Genomic DNA, 14,913 nt, shown 5'->3' with positions numbered 1-14,913 from the left:
GGTCTCGGAGATCGGTATAAGAGTCAGCCCTTATGACGCGCCCCGAGGTAATGCTGCGGACTTCGCCGCCGTGCTAGTGGGCATAATAGACATGTTTCGACGAATCGCGCGTGCCTCGAATCATTCGCAGAAATGTGCGCGGCGCAGGCAATAACCTAGGCTCGGGGAGTTGAATGAATTCGCGATTGCAGGGGCTTGCCCCAAACGCCGTCCAGCAGGTGATGATCGCAGGGCAGGCGCTTGATGCCGGCCGGGTAGACGAGGCCGATCGGCACCTGACGCAGGTTCTGGCCAGCTACCCCGGCCATCCCGAGGTCTTGCGCATGAAGGCCGGCGTTCTGAGCCTGCGTGGCCAGCATGGCCACGCCATCGGCACGATGCGCCAGGCTTTGTCACAGCGGCCCCAGGATCCCGCCTACCACAACACGCTGGGCAGCCTGCTGGCCACGGCGGGTGAATTCGAGGCAGCCATCACCGCGTTGCGCCGGGCCTGCGAGCTCCAGCCGGGCCTGGCGATGGCCTGGTACAACCTTGGTGTCATGCTGATCAAGTGCGTGCACAACGAAGAAGCCACCGAGGCGCTGCAGCGTGCCATCGCGCTCGCACCGGATCACACGCTCGCCCGCGCACAGCTCGCCGACATCCTGCGCACGCGCGGCCTGGTGAGCGAAGCCGCCGTGGAATACCGACGACTGATCGCTACCCATCCCACCGCAGGGCTGGCCTGGTGGGGACTGGCGGATCTGCGGACCCAACGCTTCAGCGAGCAAGATATCGATCACATGCGTTCTGCGCTCGTACGCCCGGAAGCCACCGAGCTCGACCGCATCACCATCGGCTTTGCACTGGCCAAGGCACTGGACGAATCCGACCGCTACGCCGAATCGCTGGGCGCCCTGGCTGCTGCCAAAACCATCGCGCAACGGAGCCAGCCCTGGAATGCCAGGGCGTTCTCGAGCAATGTGGCAGCCATATCCGATGCTTTTGCTACCCCGCCGGCAGCATCGCCAGCCGCGCTGGGCAGCGAAGTCATCTTCATCGTCAGCCTGCCCCGCTCGGGTTCGACGCTGGTAGAACAGATCCTTGCCTCCCATTCGCGGGTGGAAGGCTCGGGCGAGCTGGTCGACCTGCCACATGTCCTGGCGGAGGAGTCGAGGCGGCGAGGCAAGCCATTTCCCCAATGGGTTGGCGACATGCAGCCGACCGACTGGCAGCGCCTGGGCCAGCAGTACATGGATCGCACGGCCCAGTGGCGGCGCCAGCGCCCCGTATTCACCGACAAGCTGCCCAACAACTGGATCTACATCGGTGCAATCCGCGCGATGCTGCCGCAGGCGCGCATCGTGGTGTGCCGGCGCGACCCGCTGGAAACCTGCTTTTCCTGCTATCGCCAGCCACTGGACCCGAATAACGGCTATTCGCGCACGTTCGAAGACCTGGCCCAATTCTGGCGGGATTTCGATCGCAGCGTGACACGAAGTTCAGCATTGCATCCCGGACATGTCCGCGAAAACAGTTACGAGGCACTGGTAGCCAATCCCGAAGCGCAGATCCGTGAACTGCTGGCGTTTTGCCAGCTGCCGTACGAGGAAACCTGCCTGCACTTCCATGACACCGTTCGCCACGTACGGTCACCCAGTGCCACGCAAGTACGTGAGCCGCTGCGGCGCGACACCGCCCGCTCGCATCGCTACGGCGCCCTGCTCGATCCACTTCGCAAGGCGTTGGACCTCCCGCCCTTTTCGTCATGACCGGCGCCGCGGGCAACTCCAGACACGCAACCACCGGAGCCCAGGCCTTGTTAGCGGCCTACCGGCAAGCATCCGTACTCGGATCGGTGGCAGCTGCCCGTCGCCAGCTGCTTGACCAGCTGGCGACGGCAAACGAACAAGACTGCCTGGCTTGCGGGCGCGCATTGGTGCTGGACGGCCAGTTCGAAACAGCGCTCGAGGTCTTTGCGAGGGGCGCGACGCGCCATGTCGGCTCCGCAGAACTGCAGCTAGGGTTGGCCGGCCTGTGCTGGCAGATGCAACGCCCGGACGAGGCGGAGCACTTGCTGCGCCAGTGGCTTTCGAACCACCCCAGGGACATACCCGCCAGCTTCCTGCTGGCACGCCTGCTGCGCGAACAAGGCCGGGTCCAGGCGGCAGCGGAGGCCGTGCTGCGACCGTTCGAACCTGGTCCGCAGGACACGGATACGCTGATTCAGGCCATAGAACTGCTCGATGACTATGGCCGTCCGTCCGAGGCATCCCTCATCTGCGAAGCTGCCATTGCCGCGGGTGAAAAGGACCCTCGCGTCCACGCCTACGCGGGCATGCTCGGCATCCAGCTCGGCCAATTCCAGCGCGTGCGCGAACGTTACGAATTCGCCCTGGCCAATGATGCCAACGCACTGGAATGGAACATTCCCATCGGCCTTTCCGGCCTGCAGCGCTACAAGGAAGCAGAGCACCCGGACTTTGCGTTGTTTCGTGCCGCGCTGGCGCGCCCGGAGCTCAGCGACAAGGCGCGCACGACCACGCTGTTCGCGCTTGGCAAGGCCTACGACGACATCGGCGACTACGCCCGGGCGACACGCTACCTGCGCGATGCCAACGCACGGGCGCACGCGACGGGCAGCTGGTCACGCAAACACTGGAAGCGCCTGATAGAAGCCCGGCTTGCGGCGGCACCCTACCCGTTTGCATTGCCGGCGCCGGCTGGGTGGATCCCGGTCTTCGTTGTCGGGGTACCGCGCTCCGGCACCACCCTGCTCGCCGAACTGTTGGCACGACACCCCATGGTGTGCAACCGCGGCGAGCTGGGCTGGCTGAAGGTCATCGCGGAACGCCTGTCGACAGCGAGGTTCGACCAACGCAGTGCTTTCGAGGAGGCCGCCGCCCTCTATGCCACGCAACTCCGCCAGGACGATTCGAATGCTCGCTGGTTCATCGACAAACAGCCGCTGAACCTGCTGCATGTCGACCTGGTGCTGTCGCTCTGGCCCAACGCCAGGATCATCCATTGCGAGCGCGATGCGCGCGACACCGCGCTGTCGTTATGGACCCAATCATTCCACGACCAGGCGCATGACTATGCCTATGACTTCGACGACATCGCTGCCGTCATTCAAGGCTGTCGCCGCCTGATGGCCCACTGGGGCAAGCGCTATCCGGACTCCATTCGTACGGTCGGTTACGAAGCCTTGGTGACGGCGCCGGCGGAGACCATCAGCGCACTGGCGAGCTGGCTTGGCCTACCCGACCAGGAAGCGACGACCCCACCCGGCAAACATCACGGGATCAGCACGGCCAGTGCCTGGCAGGCCCGGCAACCGGTCTACACGCGATCCGCGGGCCGTTGGCGCGACTACGCGGGCTACCTGCCCGAACTGTCGCGCATTCCACGAGCGGGTGGATGAGGGCATCACACTGGTGCCGTCATCGCGGCACGCTGGGTTAGTCGCCCGCCGGAACCGAATAGCCCCAATGCCGCATGATGGGTTCGATGATCGGCAATATGGGGTCGATATCGGCGCGATACTTCTGCCAACGCCCCAGACCCTTGCGATTGACCGGCTCGATCACCTGCGAATAGCTGGGCGTGCCGATATAGCCCTTGTTCCGCGCATGCTGATCGAAGCTGAGCATGGGCGAGGCATCATCCAGCTCCAGGAACGTCGCGATACGCGCGACCTGCTGCGGGAAGTCGGTTACCAGCTCCTCGTAGCGTGACAGCATCACCGTCGGCTTGAGAATGGCCTCCTGGCTGAGCCAGCGCTCCATGGTCTCGACGTAGGCATGCGCCAGGCGCTCGAGCGTACCGCAGGCCGCCGCCAGGCCACTGGAACGGAAACACTGCATGTAACAACTCAGGATCACATCGCATGGATGACGCAGGGCGAGGATGAACTTCGCCTCCGGAAACAGGCGGTGGATCATCGGCAGCCACTGCATGTTCAACGGATTCTTGTCGATCAGGCGGGTGCCTGGGCGCCTGGAGATCCGCTCGGAAACCAGACGGTGATAGCGCTTGCGCAGCTCATCGCAATCGTATTGCCGTAAAACGCTGAGATCCTGGAGGATCCTTGGATCATGCTGGCGCAACAGGTGACCGAGGTTGTTGAAAAACGGGTTCTCGTCCATCGACTGCAGGCCGGGATGGGCATCCAGCATCTGTTCCAGCAAGGTGGTGCCTGAGCGCGGGAACCCCACTACGAAGATCGGCGAGTCATGCGCGTCCGGCGCGATCATCCGCGGCCATCGAGCGTATTGCTCGGCTGAGATACTCGGCGCTTCGACCGGCATGGCCGGCGATTCGGGCGAGAAAAATTCCGGCGAATCCAGATGCCTTTGCCGGGCGTCAAGCCGATGCGCCTCGTGCAGGGCCCTCATCGCGGCGGCAGTGTCACCCTGCTTGTCGTATAGCGCCCCCAACTGGAAATAGTGGGCGGCGTCATCGTCGTCTTGCGGCCCGCTGCGTTCCAACAGCGACGCAGCCGCGGCAAAATCGTTCCTGCGCAGCGCAAGCGTGGCCAACAGATGGTCGGCTTCATTGCGCTGACTGTCGTTGGCTCCGGAGTCCGCGCGAAGCAGCGGCGCCACCAGCCTGCCGGCGTCATCCAGCCGGTTGAGCCGCTCGTAAATGGCCGCCAGCAAGAGGCACGCGTCATGATGGCCCGGCTGCCGGGCGACCAGGTCTTCGAGTACCTCGCCGGCGTCGGGAACGTCGTTGCGCAACGTCAACACCTGCGCCAGATCCAGCTGGAAGGCGTCGTCGTTGAGCGGCATCCAGGTACGCCAGGGCTTGAGCAGCTCCTTGGCGCCCTCCGCATCCTGGCAAAGGCAACAGGCCCTCGCGGCACCGACCCGGATCCTTGGCGACTGCTTGTCCAGCATGCAGGCATCAAGCAGCAGGCTGCGGGCACCCAGGTAGTCCTGCTGGTCAATCAGCAGGAGCCCCAGCTGGAACTTGGGCATCGCATTGGCCGGATCGCAGCGGATCGCCTCCACCAACGCGGCATGCGCCTGCTCCGGCTTTCCGGTCGAAACCAGCGCGCCCCCATAGTTGTTCCAGTGCAAGCTGCTCGCCGGATACAGCCGCGTCAACTCCGCGTAGATCGGCAGCGCATCAGGCAGTCGTTGCTGCATCTGCAGGCTGACCGCCAACAACAACAGGAGATTTTCATCGCGGGGGTACTCGAGCAATGCCTGCCGGCATAGCTCTTCCGCGTAAACAGGCTGACCGGCTTGGATCGCCGTGGTGATCCGGGAAAAATCGCTAGCGCTCATGGCCACTCAAAAAAAGGGCCGCGTGAACATCACGCGGCCCTTCAAGGTTAACGCCAAATACAACCGGGTTAGAACTTGACCGTCACGCGAGCCCAGAAGTAGCGGCCCATCAGGTCGAAGTCGCTCGGGTCGGTGTTGGCGTTCAGCGTGTTGTTCGCGTACAGCAGCGGCGGCTGCTTGTCGAACAGGTTGTTCACGCCGAAGTCCAGACGGGTGTTGATCGGAGCGATGTTGTAGCCCAGCGAGATGTCGTTGTAGACCGTCGCGCCGTACTTGAGCACCGTGCCCGGGATGCCGTTCGGGGCCGTATCCTGGACCGTGTCGGCCGCACCGCCGTTCTGGAAGCGACCGATGTAGCGCATGCGCCACTGGGCACTCCAGCCACCCGCCTGCCAATCCACGAAGCCCTGGGCACGCCAGCGCGGGAACAAGCAGACGCCGACGTTATCCGGGCAAGCAGCCGCCTGGGCGGAACCGTAGGGCAGGAAGTGGCCAGCATCGTTGTACGTGATGTTGCCCGACACACCCGGCGCCGTTTCCTGCGTGTAGTACTTCAGGTAGGTCGCGTTCACGCCGATGTTGAACTGGCCAAACGAGAACTGCGGCAGCTTGTAGTTGGCCGACCAGTCGATACCGCTGCTGGCCAGGCTACCCAGGTTACCGGTGGGCTCGACCGTGGACTGCAGCAGCTGACCTGCGTTGACACCGGACGCCGTGCGCTGGATGTACTGGCAGTACACCGTCTGGCCGGCGGCGCAGAGGTTCAGCAGGCTCTGCAGGCCCACGCTCGTGATGGTGTCGTTCAGCACGACGCGCCACACGTCGACGGTGGTCGACAGGCCCGGCACATACGAGGGGCTGTACACCAGACCGAAGTCATACGACTTGCCGTGCTCCGGCTTGACGTCGAAGCCCGCCACGCGAGCACCCTGGGTGATCACCGAAGCCTGGGTCGCCGAGGCCACGTACACGTTCTCGAACGTGCCATTGGTCGGGACGTTCTTACAAGCCAGGGCCAGCGGCGAACCCGCCGGTGCACCCGTGTAACCGTCACACGGATCCGACTTCAGGTACGGAGCATCCGAACCGGAGGAATACAGCTCGGCCAGGTCCGGCGCACGGAAGACGTCTTCCATCGTGCCGCGCAGCAGCAGGTCGTCGATCGGCTTCCACTCCAGCGCGAACTTGAAGTTGTTCGTGCTGCCGAAGGTCTGGATCTGCGAGTAGCGATCGCCGATGGTCAGGTTCAGCGACTGCGCACCCGGCAGGCCCGAGAGAATCGGGATGAAGGTTTCAGCATACAGATCCTTGGTGCTGTAACCACCCTGGATCGCGCTGAGACACTGGCTGCCCAGCGTACAGGTACCGGTCTGCGGGTCGAGGACCAGCTGCGGGGCCGGGATCGAGTGCTCGTAATCCGTGCGGTACTCGTAGCCGACGGCCAGCTGCACGCCACCAGCCGGGAGGTTGAACACCTCGCCACTGATGCCGGCATGCCAGGTCTTCTCGATCTCGTAGCTGTTCGAAGGCGCCGTGACACTGGCAGCCCTGATCGCAGCGACCGAACCCGCCGAGTTGACGTCAAACGGATTGAACTGGCAAGCAACCTCGCTGATGCCGGACGGGCAGGTGGCGATGCCGTTCGCGCCCATGGTGGACGCACCGGTGTACAGCTGGGTCTGGTCGACCAGGCCGCCAGTGGTGGTGACGACGCTTTCGTGGCCGTAGTTGTAGCCGACGTCCCAGTTCCAGTTCTTGTCCCACACGGTGAAGTCACCGCGGAAGCCCGTGTTGATCTGGGCGTCCGTGCGGCCGAACGAAGCGGTACGGTTGCCGTTCGAGGTCAGACGCGAGCGGAAGGTGTTGCCGCTGGTGCCGAAGCTGACGCCGAACGGATTGAACGCGTTGTTCGCCGCAATGGAAGCGCCGGTGGTGTCGGTACCGTAGACCGCCGGGGCCAGCTGGAAGCTGGACGAGGTCTTCTGGTAGATCGCATCCGCATAAGCGGTGACGTGATCACCCAGGTGGTAGTCACCGTTGATGAAGCCGCCGGTGCGCTCCTGCGGGGTCATGATCAGGTTGACCGATGCATAGTTGTAACGGTCGGCGCTGGTAAAGCAGTGGTAATTCGACGAATTCACCGCCTGGCTATTGCCGCCCGGGTTCAGCGAGATGAAGCCGCTGGCGCAGCCGGGAAAGTTGCCGGCCAGGCTGGCCGGCAGCTGGATGAAGCCACCCGGCGTGGAGGACGAGCCGCCGATGAACGGACCGGTCGAGCCCAGGCTGATGGTGTTCTTGGAGAAGGCGCGATTGGCCGCCTCCACACCATCCTGCTTGTTGTAGTTCAGGCCGGCCATGATGCTGCCCTTGTCGGACGTCTGGCCGAAGGTGAACGTATAGCCGCTCTGGTCACCGTCGTTGTGGTCGGATTCGCCCACGTTCGCGGTGAAGGTCGCACCCTGGTAGTTCTTGCGCAGGATGAAGTTCACGACGCCGCCGATGGCGTCCGAACCGTAGGTCGCCGAGGCGCCGGTCGGCAGCACTTCGATACGTTCGATCGCGTCCGCCGGGATGGCGTTCGGGTCCTTGCTGAGCAGGCGCTGGCCGTCAACCAGGATCAGGGTACGGAACGAACCCAGACCGCGCAGGTTGATGGACGAACTACCGGTACCGCCACCGTTGTTGGTCTGCGGGTTGACGTTACCGCCGGTCATTGCCGGGAGCTGCTGCACCAGGTCGCCGAGCGTCTGCTTGCCGGTCGCCTGGATCTGCGCGCGGTCGATGGTGACGACCGGGCTGGACGTTTCGACGTCCACGCGGCGAATCAGCGAGCCGGTCACGGTGACCGTTTCAAGCGTCTTGCTCTTGGTCTGATCCGGTGCCGGTGCCGGCGTGGTGCTGGACTGCTGCGCGTCCTGCGCGAAAGCTGCGGTGCCGTAGGCGCTCGCAGCGAGCATGCCCAGCGAAAGCGCCAGGCGGACCGACGTGCACAGTTTATTTTCCCCGAACTTCATGAGAACACCCTCCCGTTATTTATTTATGACTGGGTTTGAAAGAATCCCCGCCTCAAACCCGCGCCCGAGTCACCCAAAGATTTAGGGGCAGACCTTCGGTCTACAGCGCTGCGCATTTATCACGCTTTACTTACAGATAGTCAATAAAATCTATACAGCAAGAAAACACTATGTCATGGCATTTATCGCATTAAGTTGCGACCCGCCTAAATAATCGAAAGAACTCCCCTCGGCGGCATCCCCGGCAGCGTTGGGCCGAACATCGTTTAAAGCCAGTGAAGCTATGGTGAAGAACGCCTGGCCCGGAACGGGTTTCCGGGGCCAGGCCATTGATCCGTCTAAATTTCAGTCGAACGAGCCATCGTCCTCGAAACGCAGGTGTTTCACGCTGCGTCCATTGCGCCGAACCAGCTTCAAAGCCTCAATACCAATGCGTATATGGCGTTCAACAAATTGCGCCGTGACGCTGCGGTCGCTTAATTCCGTCTTAACGCCCTCAGGGATCATGGGCTGGTCCGATACCAGCAGCAATGCGCCACTTGGAATCTTGTTGGCGAAGCCCGCCGCAAAAATCGTCGCCGTCTCCATGTCGACGGCCATGCAACGGGTGCGCCGCAGGTAATCCTTGAACGTCTCGTCGTGCTCCCACACGCGGCGATTGGTGGTGTACACCGTGCCGGTCCAGTAGTCGTAACCCAGGTCGCGGATGGTGGTGGACACGCCGCGCTGCAATTGGAACGCCGGCAGCGCCGGCACCTCCGGTGGCAGGTAGTCGTTGGAAGTGCCCTCGCCACGGATCGCCGCGATCGGCAGCACCAGGTCGCCGATGGCGTTCTTCTTCTTCACACCGCCGCACTTGCCGAGGAACAGCGCGGCCTTGGGATGGATGGCCGAGAGCAGGTCCATCACCGTGGCGGCGTTGGGGCTGCCCATGCCGAAGTTGATGAGGGTGATGCCGTCGGCAGTGGCGTTGGGCATGGGCTTGTCCCTGCCCTGCACCTCCACGCCGTGCCATTGGGCGAACAGGTCCACGTAATGGCCGAAATTGGTCAGCAGGATGTGCTCACCGAACTGCTCCAACGGCGTGCCGGTATAGCGCGGCAGCCAGTTGGAGACGATTTCCTTCTTTTCCTTCATAGGACCCCATGAGGTCGGCGCAGCGCGTATAGGTAGTGCTGCGCGTTACCGGCGACGCCACGCCGGCAAGATGCCAGATAAGTGCAGGCATCTTAGCCGGTGTCCGCCCTGGCGCGAGCGGGGTCGACTGCACGCCGTTGGCATTTCCTTGAACCCCGGGTTCGCACCATGGCCGGTACCCCTTTCCCGGCTCGGAGACCGCCATGCTTTGGTTCGGCTGCCTGCTCGCACTGTTCGCCCTGCTCGCCCTTGCCTTCATCGGACGCGGGTGGTTGGCCTGGGTCACGGCGGCAGCCGTGCTGCTGGTGGCGCTGGCCGTCGACGGTGCCGCGTCGCCACACCTTATATATGGACTGCTATTCGTCGTTGCGCTGGTTGCACTTGTAACCGGTTCCCCGACGATCCGGCGGACCTTGTTCGCCCGGGCTCTGCTGCCAAGGCTCGGCAAGGTGATGCCGCGACTGGGTGAAACCGAGCGCATCGCACTCGAAGCCGGCACGGTGTGGTGGGATGCACAGATCTTCTCCGGCACGCCAGACTGGGAGTCGCTGCGGCGTTTCCAGTGCAAGCCGCTCAGTGAACGCGAACTGGCCTTCCTGAATGGGCCGGTGACCGCCCTGTGCGCCATGCTCGACGACTGGCAGGTCGAACAGCAGCGCGACCTGCCGGCCGAGGCCTGGGACTTCATCAAGCGTGAGCGCTTCTTCGGCATGGTGCTGCCGGAGATCTATGGTGGATTGGGCATGTCCGAACTCGGCCACTCGCGCGTGGTCACGCGCATTGCCACGCGGTCGGTGGCGGCCGCAGTGACGGTGATGGTGCCCAACTCGCTGGGGCCCGGGGAGCTGCTGCTGCACTACGGTACCGAGGAACAGAAGCAACGCTATCTGCCCCGCCTGGCCGACGGGCGCGACATACCCTGCTTCGCCCTGACCGGCCCCGCGGCCGGGTCGGACGCTGCGGCCACCCAATCGGAAGGCGTGGTCGAGTGGGGGCGGTGGGAGGGGCAGGACGTGATCGGCCTCCGGCTGAACTGGAACAAGCGATACATCACGCTGGCTCCCGTGGCCACCTTGATCGGCCTGGCGTTCCGGCTCAAGGATCCCAACGGCCTGCTCGGCGGCCCGGTCGACCGGGGCATCACCTGCGCGCTGATTCCGCGCGATCTGCCCGGCGTGGTGATCGGCAAGCACCACGACCCGATGGGCGTGCCCTTTGCCAACGGCCCCATCGAGGGCCACGATGTGTTTGTCCCTATGGACGCGATCATCGGCGGCGTGCCGCAGGTTGGCCATGGCTGGCGCATGCTGATGGAAAGCCTCGCCGCCGGCCGCTCGATCTCGCTGCCCGCGCTTGCCGTCGGTGCCGCGCAGATGGCCACGCGCATCTGCGGCGCGTATGCCACCGTGCGTGAGCAGTTCGATACGCCGATCGGCCGCTTCGAAGGCATCGAAGAACCGCTGGCGCGCATCGCCGGTCTCACCTACCTGATGACCGCCACCCGCACGCTGACCTGCGGGGCGCTGGACGCCGGCGAGAAGCCCGCGGTACTCGGCTCCATCGCCAAGGCCTACCTGACCGAAGCCATGCGTGAGGTGGTAAGCGACGCCATGGATATCCGTGCCGGCGCAGCGATCCAGCGCGGTCCGCGCAATGCGTTGTCGCGCATGTGGATGTCGGTACCGATCGGCATCACCGTGGAGGGTGCCAACATCCTCACCCGCTCCATGATCATCTACGGGCAGGGCGCGATCCGCTGCCACCCCTGGGTGCAGAAGCTGATCGACGCGATCGCCGCCCGGGACCTGGTGGCCTTTGACCGCTGTACCTTCGGCTACATCAACTTCGTGTTTACCCGTGGCGTGCGGGCATGGCTGCTGGGCCTGAGCGGAGCACGGCTGGCCCGTGTGCCGGCCGACAGCGAGTTCCACCGCCAATACCAACACCTCACCCGCTTCGCGTCGGCGCTCGCGCTGGTCTCCGACCTGTGCATGGCCACGCTCGGCGGCTCACTGAAGCGCCGAGAGAAGATTTCCGGCCGCCTCGCCGATGCGCTGGCCTGGCAATACCTCGCCGCCGCAACGCTCAAGCGCTACCACGACGAAGCAAAGCTTGCCTCCCATTACGATCTCGCGCGCTGGGCCGTGGCGCTCGCGCTGTACCGCACCCAACAGGCCTTGCGCGGCGTGCTGGACAACCTGCCCTCCGGAGCGGCTGCGGGCCTTGCGCGCCTGCTGGTGTTCCCGTTGGGCGCGCGCTTCCGCCCGCCGTCGGACCTGCTGGGCCAGCGCGCCGCACGCGCCATCCTGGAAGACCGCGAGGCACGCCTGCACCTTACCGAGGACATCCATGTACCGGGTCCGGACGAACCGGGCCTGGGTGAACTGGAAGCGGCGCTCGACAAGGCGGTGCGTGCGTTGCCGGTGGAAACCAAGCTGCGCGACGCGGTGCGTGCCGGTCGACTGGACCGGGCGCCGAAGGATGAACTGGACGAACGCGCGCTGGCGGCAGGCATCATCACCCGCGAGGAATACGAAGCACTGCATGACGCCGATGCCGCGCGCGACGCCGTGGTTCAAGTCGATGCGTTCGATGCCGATACCTACCGTCAACTGCGCTGAGCATGCTGCAGTGCATGAAAGCGACTGATGCATCGCCCATGCGTCAGGGGTCCGCAGCCAGCACGCCGCATGCTATGTTGGCCGCGCCATTCACGGGGGGAGCTACACGATGCGGATGGGACTGGCCATCGACGCGGCCTGCGATGTGTCGCAGGCATTCCTGCAAAAGCACAACATCGCGGTGATGCCGATCACCATCCGCGTCGACGACGAAGTCTTCATGGACGACCGCAGCCAGGTGGAGCTGCATCGTTTCCTCGATCGCAACCTGGGTAACCGCAGCCACTCGGCCGAGACCATCCCGTGCTCGGTGGAGGACGTGCAAAAGCTATTCCTCGACAAGCTGGTGCTCGAGCAGGATTGCGTGTTCTGCCTCACCATCACCGCCACGCGCAGCGCCATCAACGACCACGTGATCAAGGCGAGCTTCGCGGTGTTGAAGAACTACCGCGAGGTGCGCGACCGCAACGGCATCGCCGGCCCGTTCCTGATGCGCGTGATCGACACGCGCAGCCTGTTCGCCGGTTCCGCGCCCGCCATCGTCGAGGCCGTGCGCCTGATCGAGGCCGGCGAAACGCCGGCCGCCATCCGCGAGCGGCTCACCTACATCGCCAACAATTCCTACGGCTACATGCTGCCGCGCGACCTCTACTACCTGCGCGCCCGCGCCAAGAAGAAGGGCGACCGCAGCGTAGGCCTGGTCAGCGCGATGCTTGGCTCGGCGCTCGACATCAAGCCGCTGTTGCGCGGCTACCGTGGCGAAACCGGCCCGGTAGGCAAGGTACGCGGCTTTGAACACGGCGCGGAGACCTTGTTCAACTATGCCGCCAAGCGCGTGCATGCAGGCCTACTGGTGCCGGTGGTCTCGGTCAGCTATGGCGGTGACCTCGCCGAGCTGCCCAAGCTGCCCGGTTATGGCGCCCTGCGCACGGCCTGCGAAGAATGCGGCGTTGAACTGATGGAAGCGCCGATGAGCATTACCGGCATGGTCAACGTAGGCGAAGGCGCGGTGACGCTTGGCTTCGCCGCCGAGGAGCATGTCGCCGACTTCTGAGTGAGCGCGGCGGCGACCGCCGCCTCGGGAGGTTCCGCATGATCCGCCGGCCCGCCCTGCTCCTGGCCGTCCTGCTCCCGCTATGGACCGCATGCCCGCCGGCCTCGGCAGGCACGGCCTATCAGTGCATCGCCGCGAACGGCAGGGTGTCCTATCAGGACAAGCCCTGCGCCGCCGGGCAACAACAGCAGGCACTGCAACTGGACGACTCGCAGCCGGGCTACGTGCCGCCATCCGCGCCGGCACCCGAGAAGCCCGCGAGCGAGCCGCCGCCACCGCCACCGGAGCCTGCCGAGCCGCTGCCTGTGATGTATGCCTGCATCAAGGCCACCGACGGCAAGCGCTACCTCAGCGAGAACGGCAATCCGCAGCCTTACCAGGTGCCTTACGGCATTCTCGGCGCGTCGCAGGCACCGCTGTCACAGGTCTATGGGGCGCCGAACAGCGCAGGTGCGTCGGCCCCTGAGCTGAATCGAGGACACATCAGCCCTGGCCTGGTCGCCGGCAACTACGTGTGGGTGCAGGACCAGTGCCGCCCGTTGACCCGCGCCGAGACCTGCAAGGCGCTGCGCGATGCCTACGACGACAACGAGTCAAAGCTGCAACGCGCGTTCAAGAGCGACCAGCCGCCGCTGGAAAAACGCGAGCACGAGCTGCGCCGGCAACTGCAGAACTGCTGAGGCCCTGCGCATTTTTTGCGCAAAGCCATGCAAGAGCAGGCCGCGCAAGGCGAAACGACGGTTGTCCACAGGCTTGCCACCAGGCTTTCCCCAGTGGCTGTGGAAAACAACCGGTGCGCTGGCGCAAAAGCCGCCAAAGCGATGAAAACCTCGAGGTGACAGGCACTTGGCCAATCCATCCACAGGCTTGTGCGCAGTCCATCCACACCGGCTGTGGAAAACCGGGGTGCCCCGGGCAAACCATCGCTACGCGCGCCAGGTCTTGCCGGTTGGGCTAGAAGCCGTAGTTGAGGAAGCCGCCATCCACGCCGAGCACCTGCCCGGTGACATAGCTGGCCGCCGGCAGGCACAGGAAGGCGATGGCCGCTGCCACTTCCTCGGGTTCGCCGATACGGCGCAATGGCGTACGGTCGAGTACCTCGTCGAGGTATTCGTCATTGGCCAGCGCTGGCTCGGAGCGCTGCGTGCGGATGTACCACGGCGCCACCGCGTTGACGCGAATGCCGTCGGCCGCCCACTCCGCTGCCAGGTTGCGTGTCAGCTGGTGCAGCGCCGCCTTGGTCATGCCATAGGGTGAGCCGGTGCGCACATGGGTGATGCCGGAGACCGAGCCCACGTTCACGATCGCCGCATTGGCGTGCTGCACCAATTGCGGATGCGCCAACCTGCACATTTCGAAGGCGGAGAACAGGTTCTGCTCGAAGATCGCCCTGTATTCGTCCTCGCGATAGGCCAGCGTGGGCGCTGGGCGATTGCCGCCGGCGTTGTTGACCAGCAGGGACAGCGGTGCACCCAGGTCGGCGATCCAGTCGAACACGGCCAGCCGTTCTTCCTGTTCGCCGAGGTCGGCGCCAAAGGCCAGTACCTCGATGCCGGGGAAGTCATCCAGCAGTTCAACGCGAGCCTGTTCGAGATAGTCCGCATCGCGCGCCACCAGCAACAGGTTGGCGCCGAGCCCAGCGAGCTCGCGGGCGGTGGCGTAACCGATGCCCTTGCTGGCGCCGGTGATCAAAGCGGTGTGGCCCTGCAACTGCCAGGCATCAATGCGCGTGTTCATGCGCCGAGCTTAGAGCCTGCGTCGGCCCCGCGCCAAGCTTGCCCGCCGCGGCGTCCCGCGTGACACTGGGAACATCC

At 64.5% G+C, this 14,913-nt stretch carries 9 protein-coding genes; 5 read left to right on the top strand and 4 right to left on the bottom strand.

What is annotated here, in order from left to right:
* The first annotated feature begins 173 nt into the window (after positions 1–173).
* The gene (locus DVU99_RS13125; protein ID WP_198670309.1) at positions 174–1,751 is read left to right on the top strand and encodes a sulfotransferase; all 1,578 of its coding nucleotides are present in this window, start codon (positions 174–176) and stop codon (positions 1,749–1,751) included.
* Positions 1,748–3,403, top strand: a complete 1,656-nt coding sequence (locus DVU99_RS13120) for a tetratricopeptide repeat-containing sulfotransferase family protein (protein ID WP_114240670.1) — start codon at positions 1,748–1,750, stop codon at positions 3,401–3,403. Before DVU99_RS13125 ends, DVU99_RS13120 begins: the two co-directional genes overlap by 4 nt.
* A gap of 37 nt (positions 3,404–3,440) precedes the next feature.
* Here DVU99_RS13120 and DVU99_RS13115 read toward each other — a convergent pair whose 3' ends face one another.
* From DVU99_RS13115 to DVU99_RS13105, 3 genes are all read right to left on the bottom strand, one after another.
* Complete coding sequence (locus DVU99_RS13115) at positions 3,441–5,273, bottom strand: tetratricopeptide repeat-containing sulfotransferase family protein (RefSeq protein WP_114240679.1); 1,833 nt, start codon at positions 5,271–5,273, stop codon at positions 3,441–3,443.
* 68 nt (positions 5,274–5,341) lie between these two features.
* Positions 5,342–8,287, bottom strand: coding sequence for a TonB-dependent receptor (locus DVU99_RS13110; protein ID WP_114240669.1), 2,946 nt, complete (start codon positions 8,285–8,287; stop codon positions 5,342–5,344).
* 345 nt (positions 8,288–8,632) lie between these two features.
* Positions 8,633–9,424: an AMP nucleosidase gene (locus DVU99_RS13105; protein WP_114240668.1), complete on the bottom strand. Its 792-nt coding sequence runs from the start codon at positions 9,422–9,424 to the stop codon at positions 8,633–8,635.
* Between the two features lie 203 nt (positions 9,425–9,627).
* On the opposite strand from DVU99_RS13105, the gene DVU99_RS13100 reads away from it, so the two are divergent.
* From DVU99_RS13100 to DVU99_RS13090, 3 genes are all read left to right on the top strand, one after another.
* A complete protein-coding gene (locus DVU99_RS13100) occupies positions 9,628–12,045 on the top strand; it encodes an acyl-CoA dehydrogenase (RefSeq protein ID WP_114240667.1) in 2,418 nt (805 codons plus the stop codon).
* Positions 12,046–12,154: 109 nt separating this feature from the next.
* Entirely contained in the window at positions 12,155–13,099 is a 945-nt protein-coding gene (locus DVU99_RS13095) for a DegV family protein (protein ID WP_198670308.1), read from the top strand.
* Positions 13,100–13,137: 38 nt separating this feature from the next.
* Positions 13,138–13,779: a DUF4124 domain-containing protein gene (locus tag DVU99_RS13090; RefSeq protein ID WP_114240665.1), complete on the top strand. Its 642-nt coding sequence runs from the start codon at positions 13,138–13,140 to the stop codon at positions 13,777–13,779.
* A 274-nt stretch (positions 13,780–14,053) separates the two neighbouring features.
* Here the strand turns inward: DVU99_RS13090 and DVU99_RS13085 are convergent, their stop codons facing one another.
* Positions 14,054–14,836: an SDR family oxidoreductase gene (locus tag DVU99_RS13085; RefSeq protein WP_114240664.1), complete on the bottom strand. Its 783-nt coding sequence runs from the start codon at positions 14,834–14,836 to the stop codon at positions 14,054–14,056.
* Positions 14,837–14,913: the final 77 nt, after the last annotated feature.

It is taken from the genome of Dyella sp. C9 (assembly GCF_003332825.1).
Lineage (GTDB): Bacteria > Pseudomonadota > Gammaproteobacteria > Xanthomonadales > Rhodanobacteraceae > Dyella.
The sequence above is the reverse complement of the archived record's forward strand: the minus strand, read 5'-3'. Positions and strand labels throughout refer to the sequence as shown.

Coding starts and splice junctions, on each gene's coding strand:
- DVU99_RS13125 (WP_198670309.1), top strand. CDS start 174: ATGAATTCGCGATTGCAGGGGCTTGCCCCAAACGCCGTCCAGCAGGTG.
- DVU99_RS13120 (WP_114240670.1), top strand. CDS start 1,748: ATGACCGGCGCCGCGGGCAACTCCAGACACGCAACCACCGGAGCCCAG.
- DVU99_RS13115 (WP_114240679.1), bottom strand. CDS start 5,273: ATGAGCGCTAGCGATTTTTCCCGGATCACCACGGCGATCCAAGCCGGT.
- DVU99_RS13110 (WP_114240669.1), bottom strand. CDS start 8,287: ATGAAGTTCGGGGAAAATAAACTGTGCACGTCGGTCCGCCTGGCGCTT.
- DVU99_RS13105 (WP_114240668.1), bottom strand. CDS start 9,424: ATGAAGGAAAAGAAGGAAATCGTCTCCAACTGGCTGCCGCGCTATACC.
- DVU99_RS13100 (WP_114240667.1), top strand. CDS start 9,628: ATGCTTTGGTTCGGCTGCCTGCTCGCACTGTTCGCCCTGCTCGCCCTT.
- DVU99_RS13095 (WP_198670308.1), top strand. CDS start 12,155: ATGCGGATGGGACTGGCCATCGACGCGGCCTGCGATGTGTCGCAGGCA.
- DVU99_RS13090 (WP_114240665.1), top strand. CDS start 13,138: ATGATCCGCCGGCCCGCCCTGCTCCTGGCCGTCCTGCTCCCGCTATGG.
- DVU99_RS13085 (WP_114240664.1), bottom strand. CDS start 14,836: ATGAACACGCGCATTGATGCCTGGCAGTTGCAGGGCCACACCGCTTTG.